This is a genomic window from Acinetobacter portensis, assembly GCF_023158935.1.
Lineage (GTDB): Bacteria > Pseudomonadota > Gammaproteobacteria > Pseudomonadales > Moraxellaceae > Acinetobacter > Acinetobacter faecalis.
Genome location: NZ_CP096120.1, coordinates 1,523,284 through 1,541,716, shown reverse-complemented (window position 1 = coordinate 1,541,716; position 18,433 = coordinate 1,523,284). Strand labels below are relative to the sequence as shown.

Here is an 18,433-nt window from a genome sequence, read left to right as displayed (position 1 = left end):
TAGATAGATTAATTGAAGTTAGAACATAATTATGATGACTGATTTACATATTGTTGGCGGAGGGATTTTAGGACTCTCAGCCGCAATTCAAGCAAAACAACAGGGTTTAAGCGTTAAACTTTTTGAAAAAGATCCAACGCCAATTGGTGCAACACGACGTAATTTTGGAATATTAGGAAGTGCAACGCTCAGTCGTCCTGATGATTGTTGGAATGTCTATGCCAAAGACAGTTTGGAATTTTATAACTCGATTCAAAATCAGATGGATATTTCCTGCAATAAACGTACAGGCTTATATTTAGCAACGAATAGTTTACAAGCAAAAGTTTTACAGGAATTTCAACAAGAAGCAGCGCAATACAATATTCATGCAAAATATCTTAATCGAGAGACTTTGTTAGAACGATATTCTTACTTGAATGCAGATGCAGCGCTATATGGTGCATTAACCTTAGACGATGAATATAGCTTAGAGCCAGACCAAGCCGCTTTGCGCTTAACGGATTATGCCAAGCAAATTGGCGTTGAGGTTTACCAAAGTGCTTGTGTAGTGAAAGCATATTCAGATCATGGAACGACTCAGATTCAATTGGCGACAGGCGAATGCTTTGAGGCAAAAAAATTACTGATTTGTCATGGGGCAACCACTGAGATTCTTTATCCAAAAGCATTACAAAATTTAGGTGTACAACGTTGCCATTTAAATATGGCAATTACGGAAGCACTTCCGTATCAATTAAATGCTTCAATTTATTCAGGTTTATCGATTGCACGCTATCCTGGATTTTCAATTTGTCCAAGTTTTCAAGATTTATTAGCTGAGCCACAAGATGAAATTGTGAAACGCTATGGCATTCACGTCTTACTCAAACAAAACCATCTTGGGCAAATTATTGTTGGCGATAGTCATGAATATACCGCATTAGATGAAGCTGCATTATTTGAGCAGCAAGAACAGATTTATCAATTTATTCAGACTTATTGTGCTGATCAACTCGGATTTAAATTGCCACCATTACTTAAGCGTTGGCAAGGGCAGTATTTATCTCATCCTGAACAATCAGCCTGTTTCTTAGAAGCAGAATCGAATATTTATTTGGCAAATGCCATTGCAGGGAAAGGGATGACTACAGGTCCCGGTTGGATCAAACATCAATTACAACAACATATTTTTTAATTTAGGAATAATCAATCATGAACGCAAAAATTGAGCTAGAGAACCAATATTTATTACTGACGCCAGGTCCTTTATCTACCTCACGTGGTGTACGTAGTGCTATGCAACGTGATTGGTGTACGTGGGATCAAGAATACAATCAGTTAGTTCAAGATATTCGTCAACGCTTAGTTGCGCTTGCGACTACTCAGGTTGATGCCTACACAGCCGTGTTGATGCAAGGCAGTGGTAGCTTTTCAGTAGAAGCGGTTTTGGGTACTTGTGTACCTGAAAATGGCAAAATTTTAATTATTAATAATGGTGCATATGGCGCACGTATGGTGCAAATGGCTAAGCGTTTAAAGCTTAATGTGGTTGAATTAGCCTATGCGGAAACCGAAGTTCCAAATTTAGATGAAATTGCTACGACTTTATCTGATACAAGCATTACCCATGTGGCATGTGTACACTGTGAAACGACAACAGGCATGCTTAATCCAATTCAAGAGATTGGTGCTTTAGTTAAAGCTCAAGGCAAAGTTTGGATTGTTGATGCTATGAGTTCATTTGGCGGTGTACCACTTGATATTGCCGATTGGAACATTGATTTCCTTATTTCAAGCGCAAATAAATGTATTCAAGGCGTACCTGGTTTTGGTTTTGTATTGGCAAAACGTGAACAGCTAGAAAAGTGCCAAGGTCAGGCACGTTCAGTGAGCTTAGATTTGTACGATCAATGGTTCACGATGGAACAGCAACAAGGAAAATGGCGTTTTACATCACCAACGCATGTGGTTCATGCTTTTCATTATGCTTTATTAGAATTAGAACAAGAAGGTGGCATTGCTGCACGTTACCAACGCTATTTAACAAGTCAAAATACTTTAGCGAAAGGTATGCAAGCGCTAGGGTTTAAGTGTGTGATTGAACAAAACAAATATCAATCTCCAATTATCACTACTTTTTTATACCCTGAAGATGATTTTAGTTTTGAGGCATTTTATTACCATCTGAAAAGCACAGGATTTGTAATTTATCCGGGAAAAATCAGTGATTTAGCATGCTTCCGTATAGGTAATATTGGTGAAGTTTATCTTGATGATATTGAACGCCTTTTACAAGCCATTACACGCTATCGCGCAAACGTCTAAGCCCAACTTATCCATATTTAATTTAAAGAGAAAAAACATGAATACATCACCTATCACAGCTATTATTTTTGACTGGGCTGGTACTACTGTTGATTTTGGTTCTTGTGCGCCAATTTTAGCATTTCAGCGTTTGTTTTTAGATCAAGGTGTTGAAATTGAAGTGAGTGAAGCACGTGCGCCAATGGGTTTGGAAAAACGTGATCATATTGCAGCGTTATTAAACATGCCACGTATTGCTGAAGCATGGAAAGTCGTGCATGGTCAGCCTGCAAATGAAGCAGATATTGACCGCTTGTATCAAGACTTTATTCCTTATCAACTTAAGGCTGTTCCACAATGTTCAGATTTAATTCCGGGTGCATTAGAAACCTTTAAAGATTTACGTGCGCGTAATATTAAAATTGGTAGTAATACAGGTTATGCAAGCATGATGATGCCAGAATTAATTGAAAAAGCTGCGCAACAAGGTTATGTGCCAGATTGTATTGTGACAGCGAGTGATGTAACACGTGGTCGTCCATATCCAGATATGTTATGGAAAAATCTTATTCAATTGAATGTATCTGATATTAAAACTGTAGTGAAAGTGGATGATACGGTTGTGGGAATTCATGAAGGACTTAATGCAGGTTGTTGGACGGTTGGACTTGCGGTGAGCGGTAATGAAGTAGGCTTGTCATATCAAGATTGGCAGAACTGTTCAAGCGAAGAACAAGAGCAACTTAAAGTAACAGCGTATAGCAAAATGCAAAGTAGCGGCGCACATTATGTAATTGACACAATCGCTGATTTACCAAAAGTACTTGATCAAATTGAAGCACGTTTAAATAAAGGTGAAAAACCTTAATACAAAGATTTTAAAATTATTGATTGATGTAATTCTATAACTTTATCTTTAAAAAAAATGAGCTATATCGTGTAGCTCATTTTTTTCAAGCACTTAGAAGAATAACTTCTCAGTGCTTTTTGCATTTTAAAAACCATTTAAATAAACGATATTCGAGTCATTTACGTATTAGGCGTGATAATAAATATTAATAAGGAAAACTTGAATTAATGCCACGGAAAAGGGAAATTGCCTTAATTCATCTTTAATTCATACTGAGATTGTACCGAAAAGAGGAACATCTCAAATGAAACATACACGCATTAGAACTTTCAATACAAAAGTAACTTACCCAGAACAAAACTTAGATAACGATTTATGCCAAGCTGTTGTAGCACGAGGCAGTACGGTATTTTTACGCGGACAAATTGGTCAAAATTTAGATACATCAGAAAGCGTGTGTATTGGTGATGTGGCAGGTCAAGCTGAGCAAGCGATGTACAACATTAAAATGTTACTCGAAGAAGCTGGTGGCGAATTAGAAGATATTTGCAAAATCACAATTTATATTATTGACCCTCGTTACCGTGAAGATGTTTACCGTGTTGTAGGAAAATGGTTGAAAGGTGTTTTCCCAGTATCAACAGGAATTGTGGTTTCAGCACTCGCTCGACCTGAATGGTTGGTCGAAATTGATGCAACAGCAGTGATTCCAGACAAATAAAAATAAAGGAAGTTGTCGATGACATTTTCAATTATTGCCCGTTGCCATAAAACGGGGCAATTTGGAGGAGCGATTAGCTCTTCCTCTCCAGCTGTTGCAGCGCGGTGCATTCAGGCAAAAGCAGGTGTAGGTGTTGCTACATCTCAGAACATTACAGATCCATACTTGGCAAACATTTTGCTAGATATGATCAAGTATGATCTGGCTCCAGAAGAATCTATTGCAGAATTGGTCAAAAATACTGACTTTATTGAGTATCGTCAGCTTTCAGTGATCAATTCAAACGAAAAACCTGCCGCATTTAGTGGCAAGCATACATTAGGTGTTCATTCGCAGTGCATTGGTGAACATGCTGTTGGTGCAGGAAATCTTCTTGAAAATGAAGATGTTCCAAAAGCAATGGTAGATGCCTTTCATCAAGCGACGGGAAGTTTGGCTGAACGTTTGATGATTGCGCTACAAGCAGGTTTGGCAGTAGGTGGAGAAGCGGGTCCAGTTCATTCTGCAGGTCTTTTAGTGGTCGATAAACTTGAATGGCCTGTAATTAATTTACGAGTTGATTGGTCGGAAACTCCAATTGAAGACTTGTATCAACTTTGGAAAGTTTATGAACCACAAGTTGAAGATTATGTTGTTCGGGCATTAAATCCATTAAGTTCTCCAAGTTATGGAGTACCAGGCGACGAATAATTCTTCACTGAGTGTTTATTAAGGATGCAACAGTGCTAAACAGAATTTCATTACGTCAAATGCAATATTTCGTTGCTACCGCTGAAAGCGGTAGCATTATTATTGCTTCAGAGAAAATACATGTTTCTTCACCTTCTATTTCAGCCGCAATTGCACATATAGAATCGGAATTACAGGTTCAGCTTTTTATTCGTCAACATGCTAAAGGTTTAAGCGTTACAGCAATTGGCGAAAAAGTTATGCAGGAATGCAAATACATTTTAAGTCAGGCGGGGAACTTATATTCTTTAGCAGCAGACTTTTCAGGGTCTATTCGTGGACCATTAAAACTAGGATGTTTTAGTGCATTTTCTCCAATGATTTATGCAGAAATTATTCATGGTTTTACGAATTTATATAAAAGTGTCAATTTAGAATTATGTGAAGATGATCAACAAGTTTTATTAAATAGCTTGGTTCGAAATGAGTTGGATGTCGTTTTAACTTACGATTTAAATATTGATCATGACTTAGTGAATTTTGAATCTTTAGCTGTTTTACCACCGCATGTATTGGTCAGTGAAGCACATCCACTTGCAAAAAATGTTGCGGTAACTTTGGAAGAGTTAGCGGAACATCCAATGGTGTTGCTAGATATGCCATTTAGTAATGACTATTTTATTTCGCTGTTTCGTAATCACAAATTAAGTCCGCAGGTTGCACATTCATCTCGACATGTAGATGTTGTACGTTCAATGGTTGCGAATAATTTGGGTTATACCATTTTAAATGTACGTCCAAAAAATAATTATTCACTCGATGGAAAACGGCTTGTTCGTTTGCGTTTAGCAGGTGAACATCGTCCTATGAAAATAGGATTAGCCACAGCAAAAAATGCAACTTTAAATACAGTATGTCAGGCATTTATTAGCCGTTGTCGGGCATTTTTATCTAATCAATATATTCCTGGAATGGGAGATGCACATTTCTTCGATCCGCATGTGCGCATGAAGCGTGTAGCAGAGGAGGTTTAAATTGATGAACGATTTGAACAGTATTGCTCTTTTGTCCAAGCTTATAGCATTTGATACCACATCTTATAAGAGCAATTTAGATTTCATTTTATTTATTAAAGAATTGTTCGAGCAAAATCAGATTGCTGTTGAGTTAAATTTTAATTCGGAACGAAATAAAGCAAATTTATTGGCAAGTGTTGGTCCCATAGATCAAGCAGGAATTTTATTATCGGGACATTCAGATGTTGTGCCTGTAGAAGGGCAACAGTGGAATACACCTGCATTTGAAGCTACGCAAAAAGATGGCAACATTTACGGTCGTGGCACAGCAGATATGAAAGGTTTTTTGGCATGTGCTGTGATTACCATGCTAAAAGCTTCAAAAATAGAATTAAAAAGAGCTCTCCATTTATGTATTTCTTATGATGAGGAAATTGGTTGTATTGGGGTGCGTGGAATTTTAGATCAACTTGCATCCACCATTCTTTCTCCAATTATGTGTGTGATTGGCGAACCAACGATGATGCAACTTGCATTGGCGCATAAAGGAAAAACAGTCTTTAGAGCACAATGTTGTGGAGAAGAAGGACATTCGGCTTTAGCACCTAATTATGTGAATGCCATTCATGTAGCAAGTAAGTTGGTAGAGTCTTTACAAAATGTTCAGCAATATTTAAGAGAGCAGGGGCAACAGGACACAGGCTATGATATTCCATACACCACGGTACATGTCGGGAAAATTGCAGGGGGAACGGCATTAAATATTGTGCCAAACGCCTGTGTTGTAGATTATGAAATTCGGCATTTAGCACAAGATAGCAGCCAAGATATTCAACAACAAATCATTGAAAATATTAAGCAAGATTTTAAAGTGCATATTGATGTTGAAGAAGTGAATCAGTATCCAGGATTAAAAACATCCTCAACCATTGAAGCCGTTCAATTTATTCAAAAACTATTACCTGAAAATACGTCTGTTGGAAATATTTCATTTGGTACAGAAGGCGGTTTGTTACAAGGTGCTTTAAATTGTCCTGTGGTGGTTTGTGGGCCTGGAGATATCGCAGTTGCGCATAAACCCGATGAGTATGTATCTATAGAGCAATTAAATTTATGCGATGCTTTCTTGGAGAAATTATTAATAAGCTTAAAATTATGATTATTTAAAATAGTGCTTGTATATATAAATGTTTATCTGTATAAATATTGAAAAATATTATATTTAAATTAATTTTTAAGTATTATTGAATTATATTTTATATTATAAAGTGAAAGACCAATTATTATATTGGTCTTTTTTATTGCTTAAAAAAAACAATATTAATGCATCAATTTTTCAAAATTACTTATTTTCATAAATTCCGATATAACAAAGGTAAGAGATAAGAATCATGTAAGTGGGGTTTTGAATGGATTTTAATTGGGCATACACATTCAGTTTGTTTTCACATAAAAGTTTTTGGCTTGCAACGTGGACAGTGATCGAGCTTAGTGTTTTAGTCTGGGTTATTGGTATTGTTTTAGGTTTTATTTTAGCTTTTGCAAAACAATCCAAATTCAAAGCTGTAGCATGGGCAAGTGATTTATATATATGGTTTTTTAGAAGCCTGCCGTTATTAGTATTGCTTGTATTTACATATAATTTACCGCAAATTTTTCCTGCATCTAGCATTGTTTTAGCATCGCCATTTATTGCTGGCTTAATTGCGATGACCTTAAGCGAAGCTGCATACATTGCAGAAATTCACAGAGGTGGTTTAACAGCAATTCATAAAGGTCAAATTGAAGCAGGTAAAGCATTAGGTATTAAATATTCAGGTATTCAACGTCTTATTGTTATTCCACAAGCATTTCGTGTTGCATTACCATCGCTTGGAAATGAGTATGTTTCAATTGTGAAATTAACATCTTTAGTTTCTGTTATTTCTTTAACTGAAATTTTATTGGTTGGGCAACGTTTATATACGCAAAACTTTCTTGTGATGGAAACAATGCTTGCAGTTGCCTTTTACTATGTCTTAATTGTGACTTTATTTGGTTGGTTACTTGGTTGGTTTGAACGAAAAATTGATATTACTAATCGTAAACCAGGTTTGTTAGAGGAAAATGATCCTTTAAATATGCTTCCTATTGCATCGGTACGTGCACGTAAAGAAATTTCAACAGAGCAAGTTGGTGAATATGCACTCGAAGCAACAGATATTCATAAATCTTATGGAAACCAAGAAGTTCTAAAAGGGATTAATTTAAATGTGAAATGGGGCGAAGTTATTTCAATTATTGGGCCATCTGGTTCAGGGAAAACGACACTTATTCGTACTTTAAATGGTTTAGAAACGTTAAATAAGGGGACTGTAAATTTACTCGGGCAAGCATTTTTAAAAGATCAGGAAATTACAGAACATTCACCTGAATATAAAAAACAAATTATTCATGTAGGAATGGTTTTCCAAAGCTTCAATTTATTTCCGCATAAAACAATTCTAGAAAATGTGATGCTTGCGCCTTTGTATCATAACTTAGGAACAGTGTTAGACAGCAAAATTACAGCACTTGCGATGCTTGAAAAAGTAGGCATGAAGCAACATGCCAATAAATATCCGCACCAACTTTCGGGAGGGCAACAACAACGTGTCGCAATTGCTCGAGCTTTGGCAATGCAACCTTCAATTATCTTATTTGATGAACCAACGTCTGCATTAGATCCAGAGCTGGTAAATGAAGTATTAAAAGTGATTGAAGAGCTAGCAAGTGAAGGTCTAACGATGATTATTGTGACGCATGAAATGCGCTTTGCGTTTAAAGTTTCAGATCGTGTGGTATTTATGGAAGGTGGACATGTTATTTTAAATGATGCTCCTGAAGTATTGGAAAAATCAGATAATGAACGCTTCCAAAGATTTATTTCGAAAGAATAAATGCTCCTTATTTTATTAAAAGCAGCTATAGAGCTGCTTTTAATTTTTTAATATTTGTATTTTTATATTTGGTTTTTTGAGTTTTATTTTTATAAAGCTTTGCATTAAAAAAGCCTAATCGGATTATTAAAAATAATGCTCTATATTTTAATTACAGAATAAATGAATACTTAACTTTGGGGTAATGTTATGAAAAATAAATCAATTTTAGTTAGTGCACTTGTGAGTAGCCTATTTTTAACAGCATGTGCAAAAAAAGATGAAGCCGCTTCAACTGAATCGACTGTTAAAAAATCTGTCACTGTAGGTTCAGATTTAACATTTCCTCCATATGAGTATTTGAAAGATGGCGTGCCAAGTGGTGTTAGTGTTGAAATTATGGAAAAAATTGCTGAAGTAGATGGCACGTATAAAGCTGAATGGGTAGATACGCGTTGGGCAAATTTAATTCCTGGTTTGAAAGGTGAAAAATTCGATATTTTATTTTCATCAATGTATATCACCAAAGAACGCCTTGAACAAATTGACATGATTCCATACTACAAAACAGATATTTCACTGTTGGTATTAAACGATTCTATGTTAAATCCAAAAGGGCCAAATGATTTGTGTGGTCATACTGTAGGTGCAATGAAAGGCACAGCATTTTCAGCACAAGTTCATGAAATTTCAAAAGAACGTTGTGTTGCTGAAGGTAAACCCGCAATCAAAATTCGTGAATTTGAAACATCGCCACAAACAACTCAAGCATTACTTGCACATGCCGTAGAAATTCAATATGACGATGCTGCGGTACTTAAAGCGGCTGAAAGCAATTTGGCAGGTAAAGTTAAAATCACATCTACGGAAGAGTTTTTCCCAACAGTGGGTGGTATTGGTATTCGTAAAGGCGACACAGAAACTTATAAATTAGTTGAAGAAGGTATTAATAAAATTAAAGCATCTGGTGATTTTGAAAAAATCTTAGCATCTTATGGTTTAAAAGCACCAACAGATGAAGATATTGCGGCAGTGATGAATAAATAATTTTTAAGTGATAAGGAATCTAAAATGCTAAACCAAGCGCAAATAGAACAATTTCATAAAGATGGCTTTTTAGTTGTTGAAAATGTTTTAAGCCAAGATGAATTATCAGGTTTAAGAGCACAACTTGAATCTTGGGTAGATGAAAGCAGAGATTATACAGAAGCTTATGGTGAAACAATTGATGGCCGTTCACGCTTTGATGTAGACCCGAGTGACCATAGTACAGATCATCCTGCTTTACGACGTGTAAGTTCACCAACTGAAATTTCAGATGCTTATTTTGAAACAGCAATTCATTCAAGTATGGCTGAAATGGCTGGTCAGCTTATTGGTGGAAGTGGAACACGTTTTCACCACAGTAAAGTGAATGCAAAACTTCCACATACTGCAACTACGGTAAAATGGCATCAAGATTTTCCATTTACTCCACATACCAATGACGACATGATTACCGCATTGCTTATGGTGGGTGAAGTAACAGCAGATAATGGTCCTTTGCAGGTTATTCCAGGTAGTCATAAAGGTGAACTTTATAACCATTGGCAAGATGGACGATTCACAGGAAAAGTTGAAGATTCTGTAGAAGCAGAACAATGCCAAAATTATGTTTCATGCGTAGGTTCAGCAGGTTCTGTTTGCTTCATGCATACGCGTTTACTACATGCTTCAGGTGCAAATAATACCGAGTTACCGCGCTATTTGTTTATTACGGTTTATGCTGCGGAAGATGCAGTGGCATTGTCAGATAATCCATTACCAAGCGTACATCAAGGGCAATTGGTTTATGGCGTGGAAAGTGGTCAAGTACGTATGTCTGTAAATCAATTAAAACTGCCACAAAAACCTAAAGGTGCCTCTTTCTTTGTACAACAAGCAGGTTTAGAAATGGCTTAAGCCATAGAGTTTATACAAAGTTCTCTAAGAAAAAGAGCTTCAATTGAAGCTCTTTTTTTACGTGTTAATTACATAAAATGGAGAAAATTTTAATCCATAAAACTTGGGTCTTCTTGCGCGAGAATTTCTTTCATTTCTTCAAAATGGGCAATGCTGAAATCTTCGATTTTTTCCCAATCTTGAGCTGTTTTTTCAGCAACATCATCACCTAAAATATTCAGCGTTTGTCCTGTTGAATATGCATTAATTAAAATTTGGCTTGCGCGTTCAAAGGTGTACATATCATCAAAAGCAATGCCAATATTGTGTGAACCAATTAAAATACCGTGATTTCCCATTAATAGTCTTGAATTATTTTGAAGCAATGTTGCAAGTCGCTGACCTTCTGCAATTTGATCAGCCATACCACTATAATTTGAATCGTAAGAAACACGATTAAAATAACGTGCACTATTTTGTTCAATAGGCAACATGCTTGGATTTTTTAAGCAAGATAATGAAGTCGCATAAATAGGGTGCAAATGCATAATGACTTTTATGTCTGGGCGTAATTTATGGATTTGTCCATGAATTGCCCAAGCGGTTGAATCTATTTTTCCTTTCTCAAAACTTGCTGCATCATTGGCATTTACCAAAATTAAATCGCTCGCTTTGACCTTAGAAAAATGCACCCATTTAGGGTTCAATAAAAATGATTTGCCATCTTCAGAAACTGCTGCACTAAAGTGGTTTGCTACAGCCTCATGCATGCCCAATTTCGCACTTAAACGAAGCGAAGCTGCTAAATCTATGCGTATTTGTGATTCATTTTTCATTTAACTTATCTCATTGAAATATAAGAAAAGTCTAATTGGTTTTATGTTGAATTTTGCATCGTTTTTTTTAGATTACTAGCACGGAAATTCAAAATTACTTTATTAAAAAAACTCACGTATAACATTTTTAAGCCAATTAAAAATGTGTCATGGGAGTTTCAAAATGTATGCAATGTTAAAGATGAAACCACTAGTTGCAGCAGTATGTTTAGTTTGGGGCTTAACTGCATGTAGCGACAAAACTGAATCAAAGGATGATGTTAAAGCTGAAGCTTCAGCAAAGGTTTATCAAATTGGTAGTGATATGACTTTTCCTCCATTTGAATCAATTGAAAATGATCAACCTGTTGGTTTTGACATTGATATTGCCAATGGAATTTTTGCAAATTCAGGTGAGTCTGCGAAGTTTATTGATAGTCGCTTTTCTAACTTAATTACAGGATTAGAAGCGAAAAAATTCGATTTAGTCATGTCTGCGCTTTACATCACCAAAGAGCGTTTAGAAAAAGTAGATATGGTTCCGTATTACATGACAACGGAAGCATTAATTGCACTTTCAGATTCTCCTTATCAACCTAAAACACGTGATGATTTGTGTGGAAAAACAATTTCTGCGCAAAAAGGATCAATGTTCCCAAAACAATTACATGACATGTCTGCGGAAAGCTGTGTTGCCAAAGGTAAAAAGGCAATTACAGTTCGTGAATTTGATACATCACCTGAATCTGTACAAGCATTATTGTCAAAAGCTGTAGATGCACATTATGACGATGCAAGCGTGGCGAAAAGTACGGTAGATAAATTAAAGGGACGTGTCCAAATTAGTTCTACAGAGCCATTCTTCCCTGTACTTGGTGGTATTGCAGTACCAAAAGGCAATACTGAAATGCTTGAAAAAGTGAAGTCAGGCTTAGAAGCAATGAAAAAATCTGGGGAGTACGACAAGCTTATTGCGAAATATAACTTGCAAGCACCGTCTGACGAAGAAGTTCAGAAATATATGCCTAAATAATATTAATTCACCTTTACATAAGTTTTTAATCCGCTCTTAAATGAGAACATTATTATGCAAAAAAAAGCGTTAAATATATGTGTCGCACTCGTGGTTCTTGGGTGTGTGGGGACACCAGCAGTTGCAGCAGATTTGAAAATTGGTAATCCAGAAACAGATTTGGGTGAGTTATCAGTTTCTGGCTTCTTGCGTGCAAAATTTCAAGATAAAAGCTGGGACAGTACGTCTGATAATAAATTGACATTTGATGCAGCTAAAATCAATGTCGATTATAAGTCTCCAAAGATATTTGGTCATATTGAATATCGTTGCTATCAGTTTGATGAATTATGTGATTTTTCTACACTTGTAGATGCATACGCAGGTTATAACATCAACGATAAACATCTCATTCAAGCGGGTTTGCAAGCAGTTCCATTTGGTCCGGGGCGCTTTTGGGAAAGCAATTATTATGGTGGGGTAGTCACTCAAATTGGTCTGGAAGATGCTCACAACGTGGGTGTGAAATATCAAGGTAAATTTGATTCAGGTACCAAAGTTGAATTGGGCTATTTCTCGAATGATGGCGGTACTTATGGCGGTCCATATTCAAAGGATGCGAGCCGTTATACATCTAACTATGTAAAACCTGAAAATACAGATCATACGTATTTAGATGAAACCAATATGTTCGTTGCTCGTGTGCAACAAGATATTGGTGGATTGCCTGAAGGATTAAGTTCTAATGTAGGTGCATCTTATTGGTATTCAGATATTGATAATAAAACTTACAACACAACAGGTGATCGTAAAGCTTGGGCACTATTTGGTAACCTTGCTTATAACGATTTAGCACTGGCTGTTACAGTCGGTCAGAATGATGTTGATAATAAAGACCCAAACAATTCGATAACGTCGTTAATGGGGTCTTTTGATGATAATTACTTTGTCGCAAACAAAGGAACATTCTATACAGCAGATGTTTCATACAGCTTCAAAAATGTAGGTAAATTTGACTCTATTAGTACTTATGCGATGTACAGTAGTTACGATAAAGATGAAGCAGGCTTTAAAACTTCTTCTCGTAATTTAGTAGGTATGGCTGCTTACTATAAAGATATAACGTTTGTTGCTGAATATATTATGGGTAAAAATGATTTCTTGATTGGCGGTCCAAGCAATTCTTATGCTGAAGGCACCAACGACGGCACAGAGAAATTATTGAACTTACAGCTGTATTATAACTTCTAAGTTTTTATTTAGTTTTATATTAGACACCGTGTAAAAGGAATTTACGCGGTGTTTTTTTAGGTTTTAAACCTATCCCAATAATTTAAGTCTTGCGGAACAGGCATCCCTAAAAGAGGGTTATTAATGTGCAAACCAATACTTTGCTTACAGTTTTTAAAGGCAGTCACAAAACTATCCCAGTGATCACTTGAAATTCGGGTGTAGTGAACACCTAATTGCTTTAACTTTGCCTTCAATCGTTGGACTGTCGCCAGATCTCGTTTACCCCAAACATAAGCAACAATTTCACCTGTTTCTCTATGGTATGCGTAAATAAGCCATTGTTTATTCTTTTTATTTCCTACAAAAGTCCAAAACTCATCAACCTCAATAGATTCATAATAATTTTGCTTAGGGCGAATTTTATAAGTGGATTTACTTAATGTTCGTAAAACCTTACCTATGCTGACACGCTCGGTTTCTGCAATATCTCTTATACCACCCCCTCTAACCATCAGGTGGAGTATTTTATTTGTTATACCAGAATGACAACCTCGGTAACTAAGAGCATGATCCCCAATAAACTGACGCTTGCAGTTTTTACATTGATAGTTTTGCTTACCATTTAGTTTGAAGCCATTTTTCTTTATACTGTCACTTCGACAGGTTGGACATTTGATTTCTAGTGTTATTTGCATCTCACTATTTTATCAAAAGCCAACCTGTTTTTTTTCAGCATACTTTTTGAAACACCACCTAATTTTGATGTTGTAAAAGAGCTAATAAATTCATTGCTTGCAACACTTCCATTATGGATTTTGTTTGTAAGTATAGCTATCTCTTTACTTATACAATATTGTCTTATCAGTTATGGTTTTGGTGGGTTCGCCAAAAGCAGACTTAGACAACTTAAGTAGTTAAAAAAGAGGCATTAAGCCTCTTTTTTGTACTTAAAATTTAAGCTGCTTGACCTAATCCTTTTGGAATACCGTTACGACCTGGGAAGTCTTTTGCGAGTTTTCGCGCATTCGGCATTTGTAACCATAAACGCAATAATTTACGACGCTTTTCAACCTCATCATAATCTTCAAAAGAAGAGCGTGAGTGCATAACACAATAATTATTACAGAATTGAATATCACCAGGTTCAAGCATCATATCAAGTCTAAGACTAGATTCTTGGCTTACTTTATCAAAAATATTTAAAGCATCTATTTGCACTTGAGAAAGTGGAATTTGACGGCGGTCATGTCCAAGTTCAATATAATAACGTAAATATCGGCATGCTAACTTGCCTTCAAAATAACTAAAAATAGGCGATAAAGACGGTTCAATTTCACCTAAATGGTCGTACCAAGCAGGATGGTAGAAATAACCTAAATATTCAGGATAGTCTTCTAATATGCGGTTATATACTGTAGATGAACTGACAATACTGCTGAGTCCACCTTGTTTAGCCTTACGAATTGAAAGCAAACCTACTACATCACTTAAATCTGCATGGTAGGGTAAATAGTCATTGGTTTCATAAACACGGGTCATTTTTTGTGTTTTATCGCCAATGTTTTCAACATAACCAATTAAATCACCGCGAGTATTTTGAGTAACCGAATTACCCATATGCAAACCTAAAATATAGTAGATATTTGCAAGTTGGTTTTCGTTGTATTTATTGGCATCTAAGCCGCGTATAACAATAAAGCCATAACCATTTTCAAGTTCATTTGAAATGTAATCTATTTGGAATAAAAATTCTGGGTCTTCAATTAATGCATCTTCTTTCACAAAATGAGGCGCAACTAAATTATTCGCTTCTAATTTTGCTTGAGCGGCATCAAGAATATTTAAAACATGTGGGCTAAGGTGGTAAATCCAATTGGTCTTATTCGCTATTTCGCTACCAATCCATGCACATTTTTCGGTAATTTTTTCTTTTAATATTGTATTCATTTTCCCCAATCCTCATGAATGTATTTGTTTGTCGTGCATAAAAATGCACATATCACCAAGGTAGATATGTGCATATTGAATTAAGGTTTAGGCTGTATTTTTGAGTAAGTTTTTATCAGTTGTGTATTCAAGATATTTACGTTGAATATCGATATGTTCAGCAATATGTTTTGCATCGTGCCAAACGCCCCAAATAAAGCTAGAACCACGACCTGTTAAATAGGGTAAACCTAAGAAATACACGCCACGCTCTGGTGAAATTCCTTGTTTGTGTTTTGGTTTGTTAAATTCATCGAAAGCATTTACTTGTAGCCAATTAAAATCATAACTAAAGCCTGAAGCCCAAATCACAGAGGTGATATTTGCTTCAGCCATATCTAGTTCTAAAATTGGATTTAGCACACATTCGGGGTTTGGTAATTGATGTCTTGCTTGTGGTTCTGTGGGTAAATCTAACCCGTTTTTCGCTACATAATTATCTGCTTCATCATAAAATGCCATAAGCGCGGCATCACCATCTTCTAAATTTTTCTTTAAATCATCCTTAAATTTGATGATGTTGTTATCGAAAGATTCTGTCATACCAACTAAGGTAATGCCTTGTTTTTCTAGGGCACGAAAATCGATATTAATACCGCCATGCGCACCACTCACAGCCAAACCTTTTAATGGGCCATTGTCTGTACGCATAAAGTCCCATCCACCTAAAACACCTAACCACCAAACATTGTCACGGTTACGATAAGTACGAGGTGGACGTTCATGTTGACCAACAGATAGATAAACTTTTTTGCCTGAGCGGTTAATTTCATCTGCAATTTGAACACCAGATGAACCTGCACCAATAACTAATACCGCACCTTCAGGTAATTGTTGTGGGTTTTTATATTGATCTGAATGAATTTGATAAAAAGAAGGATCTTTTGCTGCAACAGGTGGAATAACTGCTTTTTGAAAAGCACCTGTAGCGGACACAATGCGTTGTGTATAAATTGTTCCTTCTGACGTTTCTACGGTAAAACCTAATCGTTTATCTGCTTTGTAAGCTTTATTTACTGAAACACCTGTATGAATAGGTAAGTTAAATTTTTTAGCATAATCTTCAAAATAGTCTGCAACTTTATCGTGATGGACAAAACTATCAGGATCTGCATTAAATTCTAAACCTGGAAAGCGGTCATGCCAGCAAGGACCATTTGCCACTAAAGAATCCCAACGACGTGTACGCCAAGCTTCAGCAATTCTATTTTTTTCAAGTACAACATGTGAAATACCTAAAGTGGTTAGATGTTCACTCATTGCGACGCCCGCTTGACCTGCACCCACAACAACAGTATCGACATTTAAATTATCTAATTTCATTTTATAAATCCTTCTTGCCAAAGCTTGCTAACTAAATTCGCTGTTTTATCTTTTTGAAATATTTAAACTTCAAAAATTAAAAATCTGTTTCGATGGATTCAATATAAATAGCTATATTGAATAGTGAAAATCATATAAGCGGAACGCTTGCATCAAAAAAACCGAATTGCTTAAGGCGCTTGAAATTCATATAAAAGTGAAGAGATTTTTTAGCTTAAAAATTTATTGTTTGTTCTAATTTGAGTAGTGAATAAAGATTTTTACTTCGCTATTCAATGCATCAGCAATAAAGTCATTTTATAAAAAAGGATATGACATGAAATCACGTGCGGCAGTTGCATTTGCCCCAGGCGAACCATTACAAATTGTTGAACTTGATGTAGAAGCGCCAAAGAAAGGCGAAGTATTGGTAAAAATCACACATACTGGCGTTTGTCATACAGATGCTTTTACTTTGTCTGGTTCAGATCCTGAGGGGATTTTTCCTGCGGTATTAGGACATGAAGGTTCGGGTATTGTTGTAGAAGTAGGCGAAGGTGTGACAAGTGTTCAAGTGGGTGATCATGTAATTCCGCTTTATACAGCAGAATGTGGTGAATGCTTATTCTGTAAATCTGGAAAAACCAATCTTTGTGTTTCTGTTCGTGCAACGCAAGGTAAAGGTGTAATGCCTGATGGTACAACGCGTTTTTCTTATAATGGACAGCTAATTTATCATTACATGGGTTGTTCAACATTTTCTGAATATACTGTTGTTGCAGAAGTTTCATTAGCAAAAGTAAATCCTGAAGCAAATCCTGAGCATGTATGTTTATTAGGTTGTGGTGTAACAACAGGTATTGGAGCAGTACACAACACAGCAAAAGTTCAAGAAGGTGACTCTGTTGCTGTGTTTGGTTTAGGTGGTATTGGCTTAGCTGTTGTACAGGGGGCGCGTCAGGCAAAAGCAGGACGTATTATTGTGGTAGATACTAACCCTGATAAATTTAAGCTTGCGAAAGAATTTGGTGCAACAGACTTTGTGAATCCAAAAGATTTTGATAAACCTGTTCAAGAAGTCATTGTTGAAATGACAGGTTGGGGCGTAGATCATTCCTTTGAATGTATTGGTAATGTAAATGTTATGCGTTCTGCGCTTGAGTCTGCTCATCGTGGTTGGGGGCAATCGATTATTATTGGTGTTGCAGGTGCAAGTCAGGAAATTTCAACACGTCCGTTTCAACTTGTTACAGGTCGAACTTGGAAAGGTACCGCATTTGGTGGTGTAAAAGGACGTACACAGTTACCTAAAATGGTGGAAGATGCCATGAAAGGTGAAATTCAACTAGAGCCATTTGTAACGCATACTATGGGGTTAGATAGAATTAACGAAGCATTCGACTTAATGCATGAAGGTAAATCTATTCGTACTGTCATTAATTTTAAAGATTAATCATCTATGTATAAAACTAAAAAGCCTCAAATATTGGGGCTTTTTATTACCTCAATATTTCATTGAAAATAGCAGATATAAAAAAACCAATGCTCTAAATGGGAGAACATTGGTGAAAGCAAATGGAGGAAAGTTTGCTTAAAAAATTTAAAAATAACTAAGCGACAAAAGGAAATTCATCTTCAGGTAATGGGTCACCTGTTGTTAAAAAATTAATTAAATGAGCTCTGTACACGACAAAAATAGATAACTCATTGAAATAATGTCACAATA

General features: G+C 36.1%; 16 protein-coding genes and 1 pseudogene. 13 read left to right on the top strand and 4 right to left on the bottom strand.

Annotated elements, in window-relative coordinates; genetic code table 11:
* Nucleotides 1-34: 34 nt before the first annotated feature.
* From MZO21_RS07685 to MZO21_RS07635, 10 genes are all read left to right on the top strand, one after another.
* On the top strand, nt 35-1,177 hold the full coding sequence (locus MZO21_RS07685) for an FAD-dependent oxidoreductase (RefSeq protein WP_407061170.1): 1,143 nt from the start codon (nt 35-37) through the stop codon (nt 1,175-1,177).
* A 17-nt stretch (nt 1,178-1,194) separates the two neighbouring features.
* Nucleotides 1,195-2,307, top strand: a complete 1,113-nt coding sequence (gene phnW, locus MZO21_RS07680) for a 2-aminoethylphosphonate--pyruvate transaminase (RefSeq protein WP_248102696.1) — start codon at nt 1,195-1,197, stop codon at nt 2,305-2,307.
* Between the two features lie 37 nt (nt 2,308-2,344).
* Entirely contained in the window at nt 2,345-3,154 is an 810-nt protein-coding gene (phnX, locus tag MZO21_RS07675) for a phosphonoacetaldehyde hydrolase (protein ID WP_248102693.1), read from the top strand.
* Between the two features lie 286 nt (nt 3,155-3,440).
* Nucleotides 3,441-3,857, top strand: coding sequence for a RidA family protein (locus tag MZO21_RS07670; protein ID WP_248102690.1), 417 nt, complete (start codon nt 3,441-3,443; stop codon nt 3,855-3,857).
* 18 nt (nt 3,858-3,875) lie between these two features.
* Nucleotides 3,876-4,547 carry a DUF1028 domain-containing protein gene (locus MZO21_RS07665; protein ID WP_248102687.1) on the top strand — a complete coding sequence of 224 codons (672 nt, stop codon included), beginning with the start codon at nt 3,876-3,878 and terminating at the stop codon, nt 4,545-4,547.
* A 32-nt stretch (nt 4,548-4,579) separates the two neighbouring features.
* The gene (locus tag MZO21_RS07660; RefSeq protein ID WP_248102684.1) at nt 4,580-5,560 is read left to right on the top strand and encodes a LysR family transcriptional regulator; all 981 of its coding nucleotides are present in this window, start codon (nt 4,580-4,582) and stop codon (nt 5,558-5,560) included.
* A gap of 4 nt (nt 5,561-5,564) precedes the next feature.
* Nucleotides 5,565-6,701 carry an acetylornithine deacetylase gene (argE, locus tag MZO21_RS07655; RefSeq protein WP_248102682.1) on the top strand — a complete coding sequence of 379 codons (1,137 nt, stop codon included), beginning with the start codon at nt 5,565-5,567 and terminating at the stop codon, nt 6,699-6,701.
* 250 nt (nt 6,702-6,951) lie between these two features.
* Nucleotides 6,952-8,460, top strand: coding sequence for an amino acid ABC transporter permease/ATP-binding protein (locus tag MZO21_RS15095; protein WP_282441532.1), 1,509 nt, complete (start codon nt 6,952-6,954; stop codon nt 8,458-8,460).
* A gap of 189 nt (nt 8,461-8,649) precedes the next feature.
* Nucleotides 8,650-9,486, top strand: a complete 837-nt coding sequence (locus MZO21_RS07640; protein WP_248102679.1) for an ABC transporter substrate-binding protein — start codon at nt 8,650-8,652, stop codon at nt 9,484-9,486.
* 24 nt (nt 9,487-9,510) lie between these two features.
* Nucleotides 9,511-10,380 (top strand): phytanoyl-CoA dioxygenase family protein, encoded by an 870-nt coding sequence (locus MZO21_RS07635; RefSeq protein WP_248102676.1) that lies wholly within the window; start codon nt 9,511-9,513, stop codon nt 10,378-10,380.
* Nucleotides 10,381-10,469: 89 nt separating this feature from the next.
* Here MZO21_RS07635 and MZO21_RS07630 read toward each other — a convergent pair whose 3' ends face one another.
* The gene (locus tag MZO21_RS07630) at nt 10,470-11,195 is read right to left on the bottom strand and encodes a class II aldolase and adducin N-terminal domain-containing protein (protein ID WP_248102673.1); all 726 of its coding nucleotides are present in this window, start codon (nt 11,193-11,195) and stop codon (nt 10,470-10,472) included.
* 163 nt (nt 11,196-11,358) lie between these two features.
* Between MZO21_RS07630 and MZO21_RS07625 the strand changes: the two genes are divergently transcribed.
* Together MZO21_RS07625 and MZO21_RS07620 are read left to right on the top strand one after the other, a co-directional pair.
* Nucleotides 11,359-12,207, top strand: a complete 849-nt coding sequence (locus MZO21_RS07625) for an ABC transporter substrate-binding protein (RefSeq protein WP_248102670.1) — start codon at nt 11,359-11,361, stop codon at nt 12,205-12,207.
* A gap of 105 nt (nt 12,208-12,312) precedes the next feature.
* The gene (locus tag MZO21_RS07620; protein ID WP_248102667.1) at nt 12,313-13,437 is read left to right on the top strand and encodes a hypothetical protein; all 1,125 of its coding nucleotides are present in this window, start codon (nt 12,313-12,315) and stop codon (nt 13,435-13,437) included.
* Between the two features lie 131 nt (nt 13,438-13,568).
* On the opposite strand, the pseudogene MZO21_RS07615 reads toward MZO21_RS07620, so the two are convergent.
* From MZO21_RS07615 to MZO21_RS07605, 3 genes and pseudogenes are all read right to left on the bottom strand, one after another.
* A pseudogene (locus MZO21_RS07615) lies at nt 13,569-14,114 on the bottom strand (IS1 family transposase); the annotation flags it as partial.
* 259 nt (nt 14,115-14,373) lie between these two features.
* Entirely contained in the window at nt 14,374-15,366 is a 993-nt protein-coding gene (locus tag MZO21_RS07610) for a TauD/TfdA family dioxygenase (RefSeq protein ID WP_248104193.1), read from the bottom strand.
* 87 nt (nt 15,367-15,453) lie between these two features.
* Nucleotides 15,454-16,728, bottom strand: coding sequence for a flavin-containing monooxygenase (locus tag MZO21_RS07605; protein WP_248104195.1), 1,275 nt, complete (start codon nt 16,726-16,728; stop codon nt 15,454-15,456).
* Nucleotides 16,729-17,044: 316 nt separating this feature from the next.
* On the opposite strand from MZO21_RS07605, the gene MZO21_RS07600 reads away from it, so the two are divergent.
* Nucleotides 17,045-18,160, top strand: coding sequence for an S-(hydroxymethyl)glutathione dehydrogenase/class III alcohol dehydrogenase (locus MZO21_RS07600; RefSeq protein ID WP_248104198.1), 1,116 nt, complete (start codon nt 17,045-17,047; stop codon nt 18,158-18,160).
* The last annotated feature ends 273 nt before the right edge of the window (nt 18,161-18,433 follow it).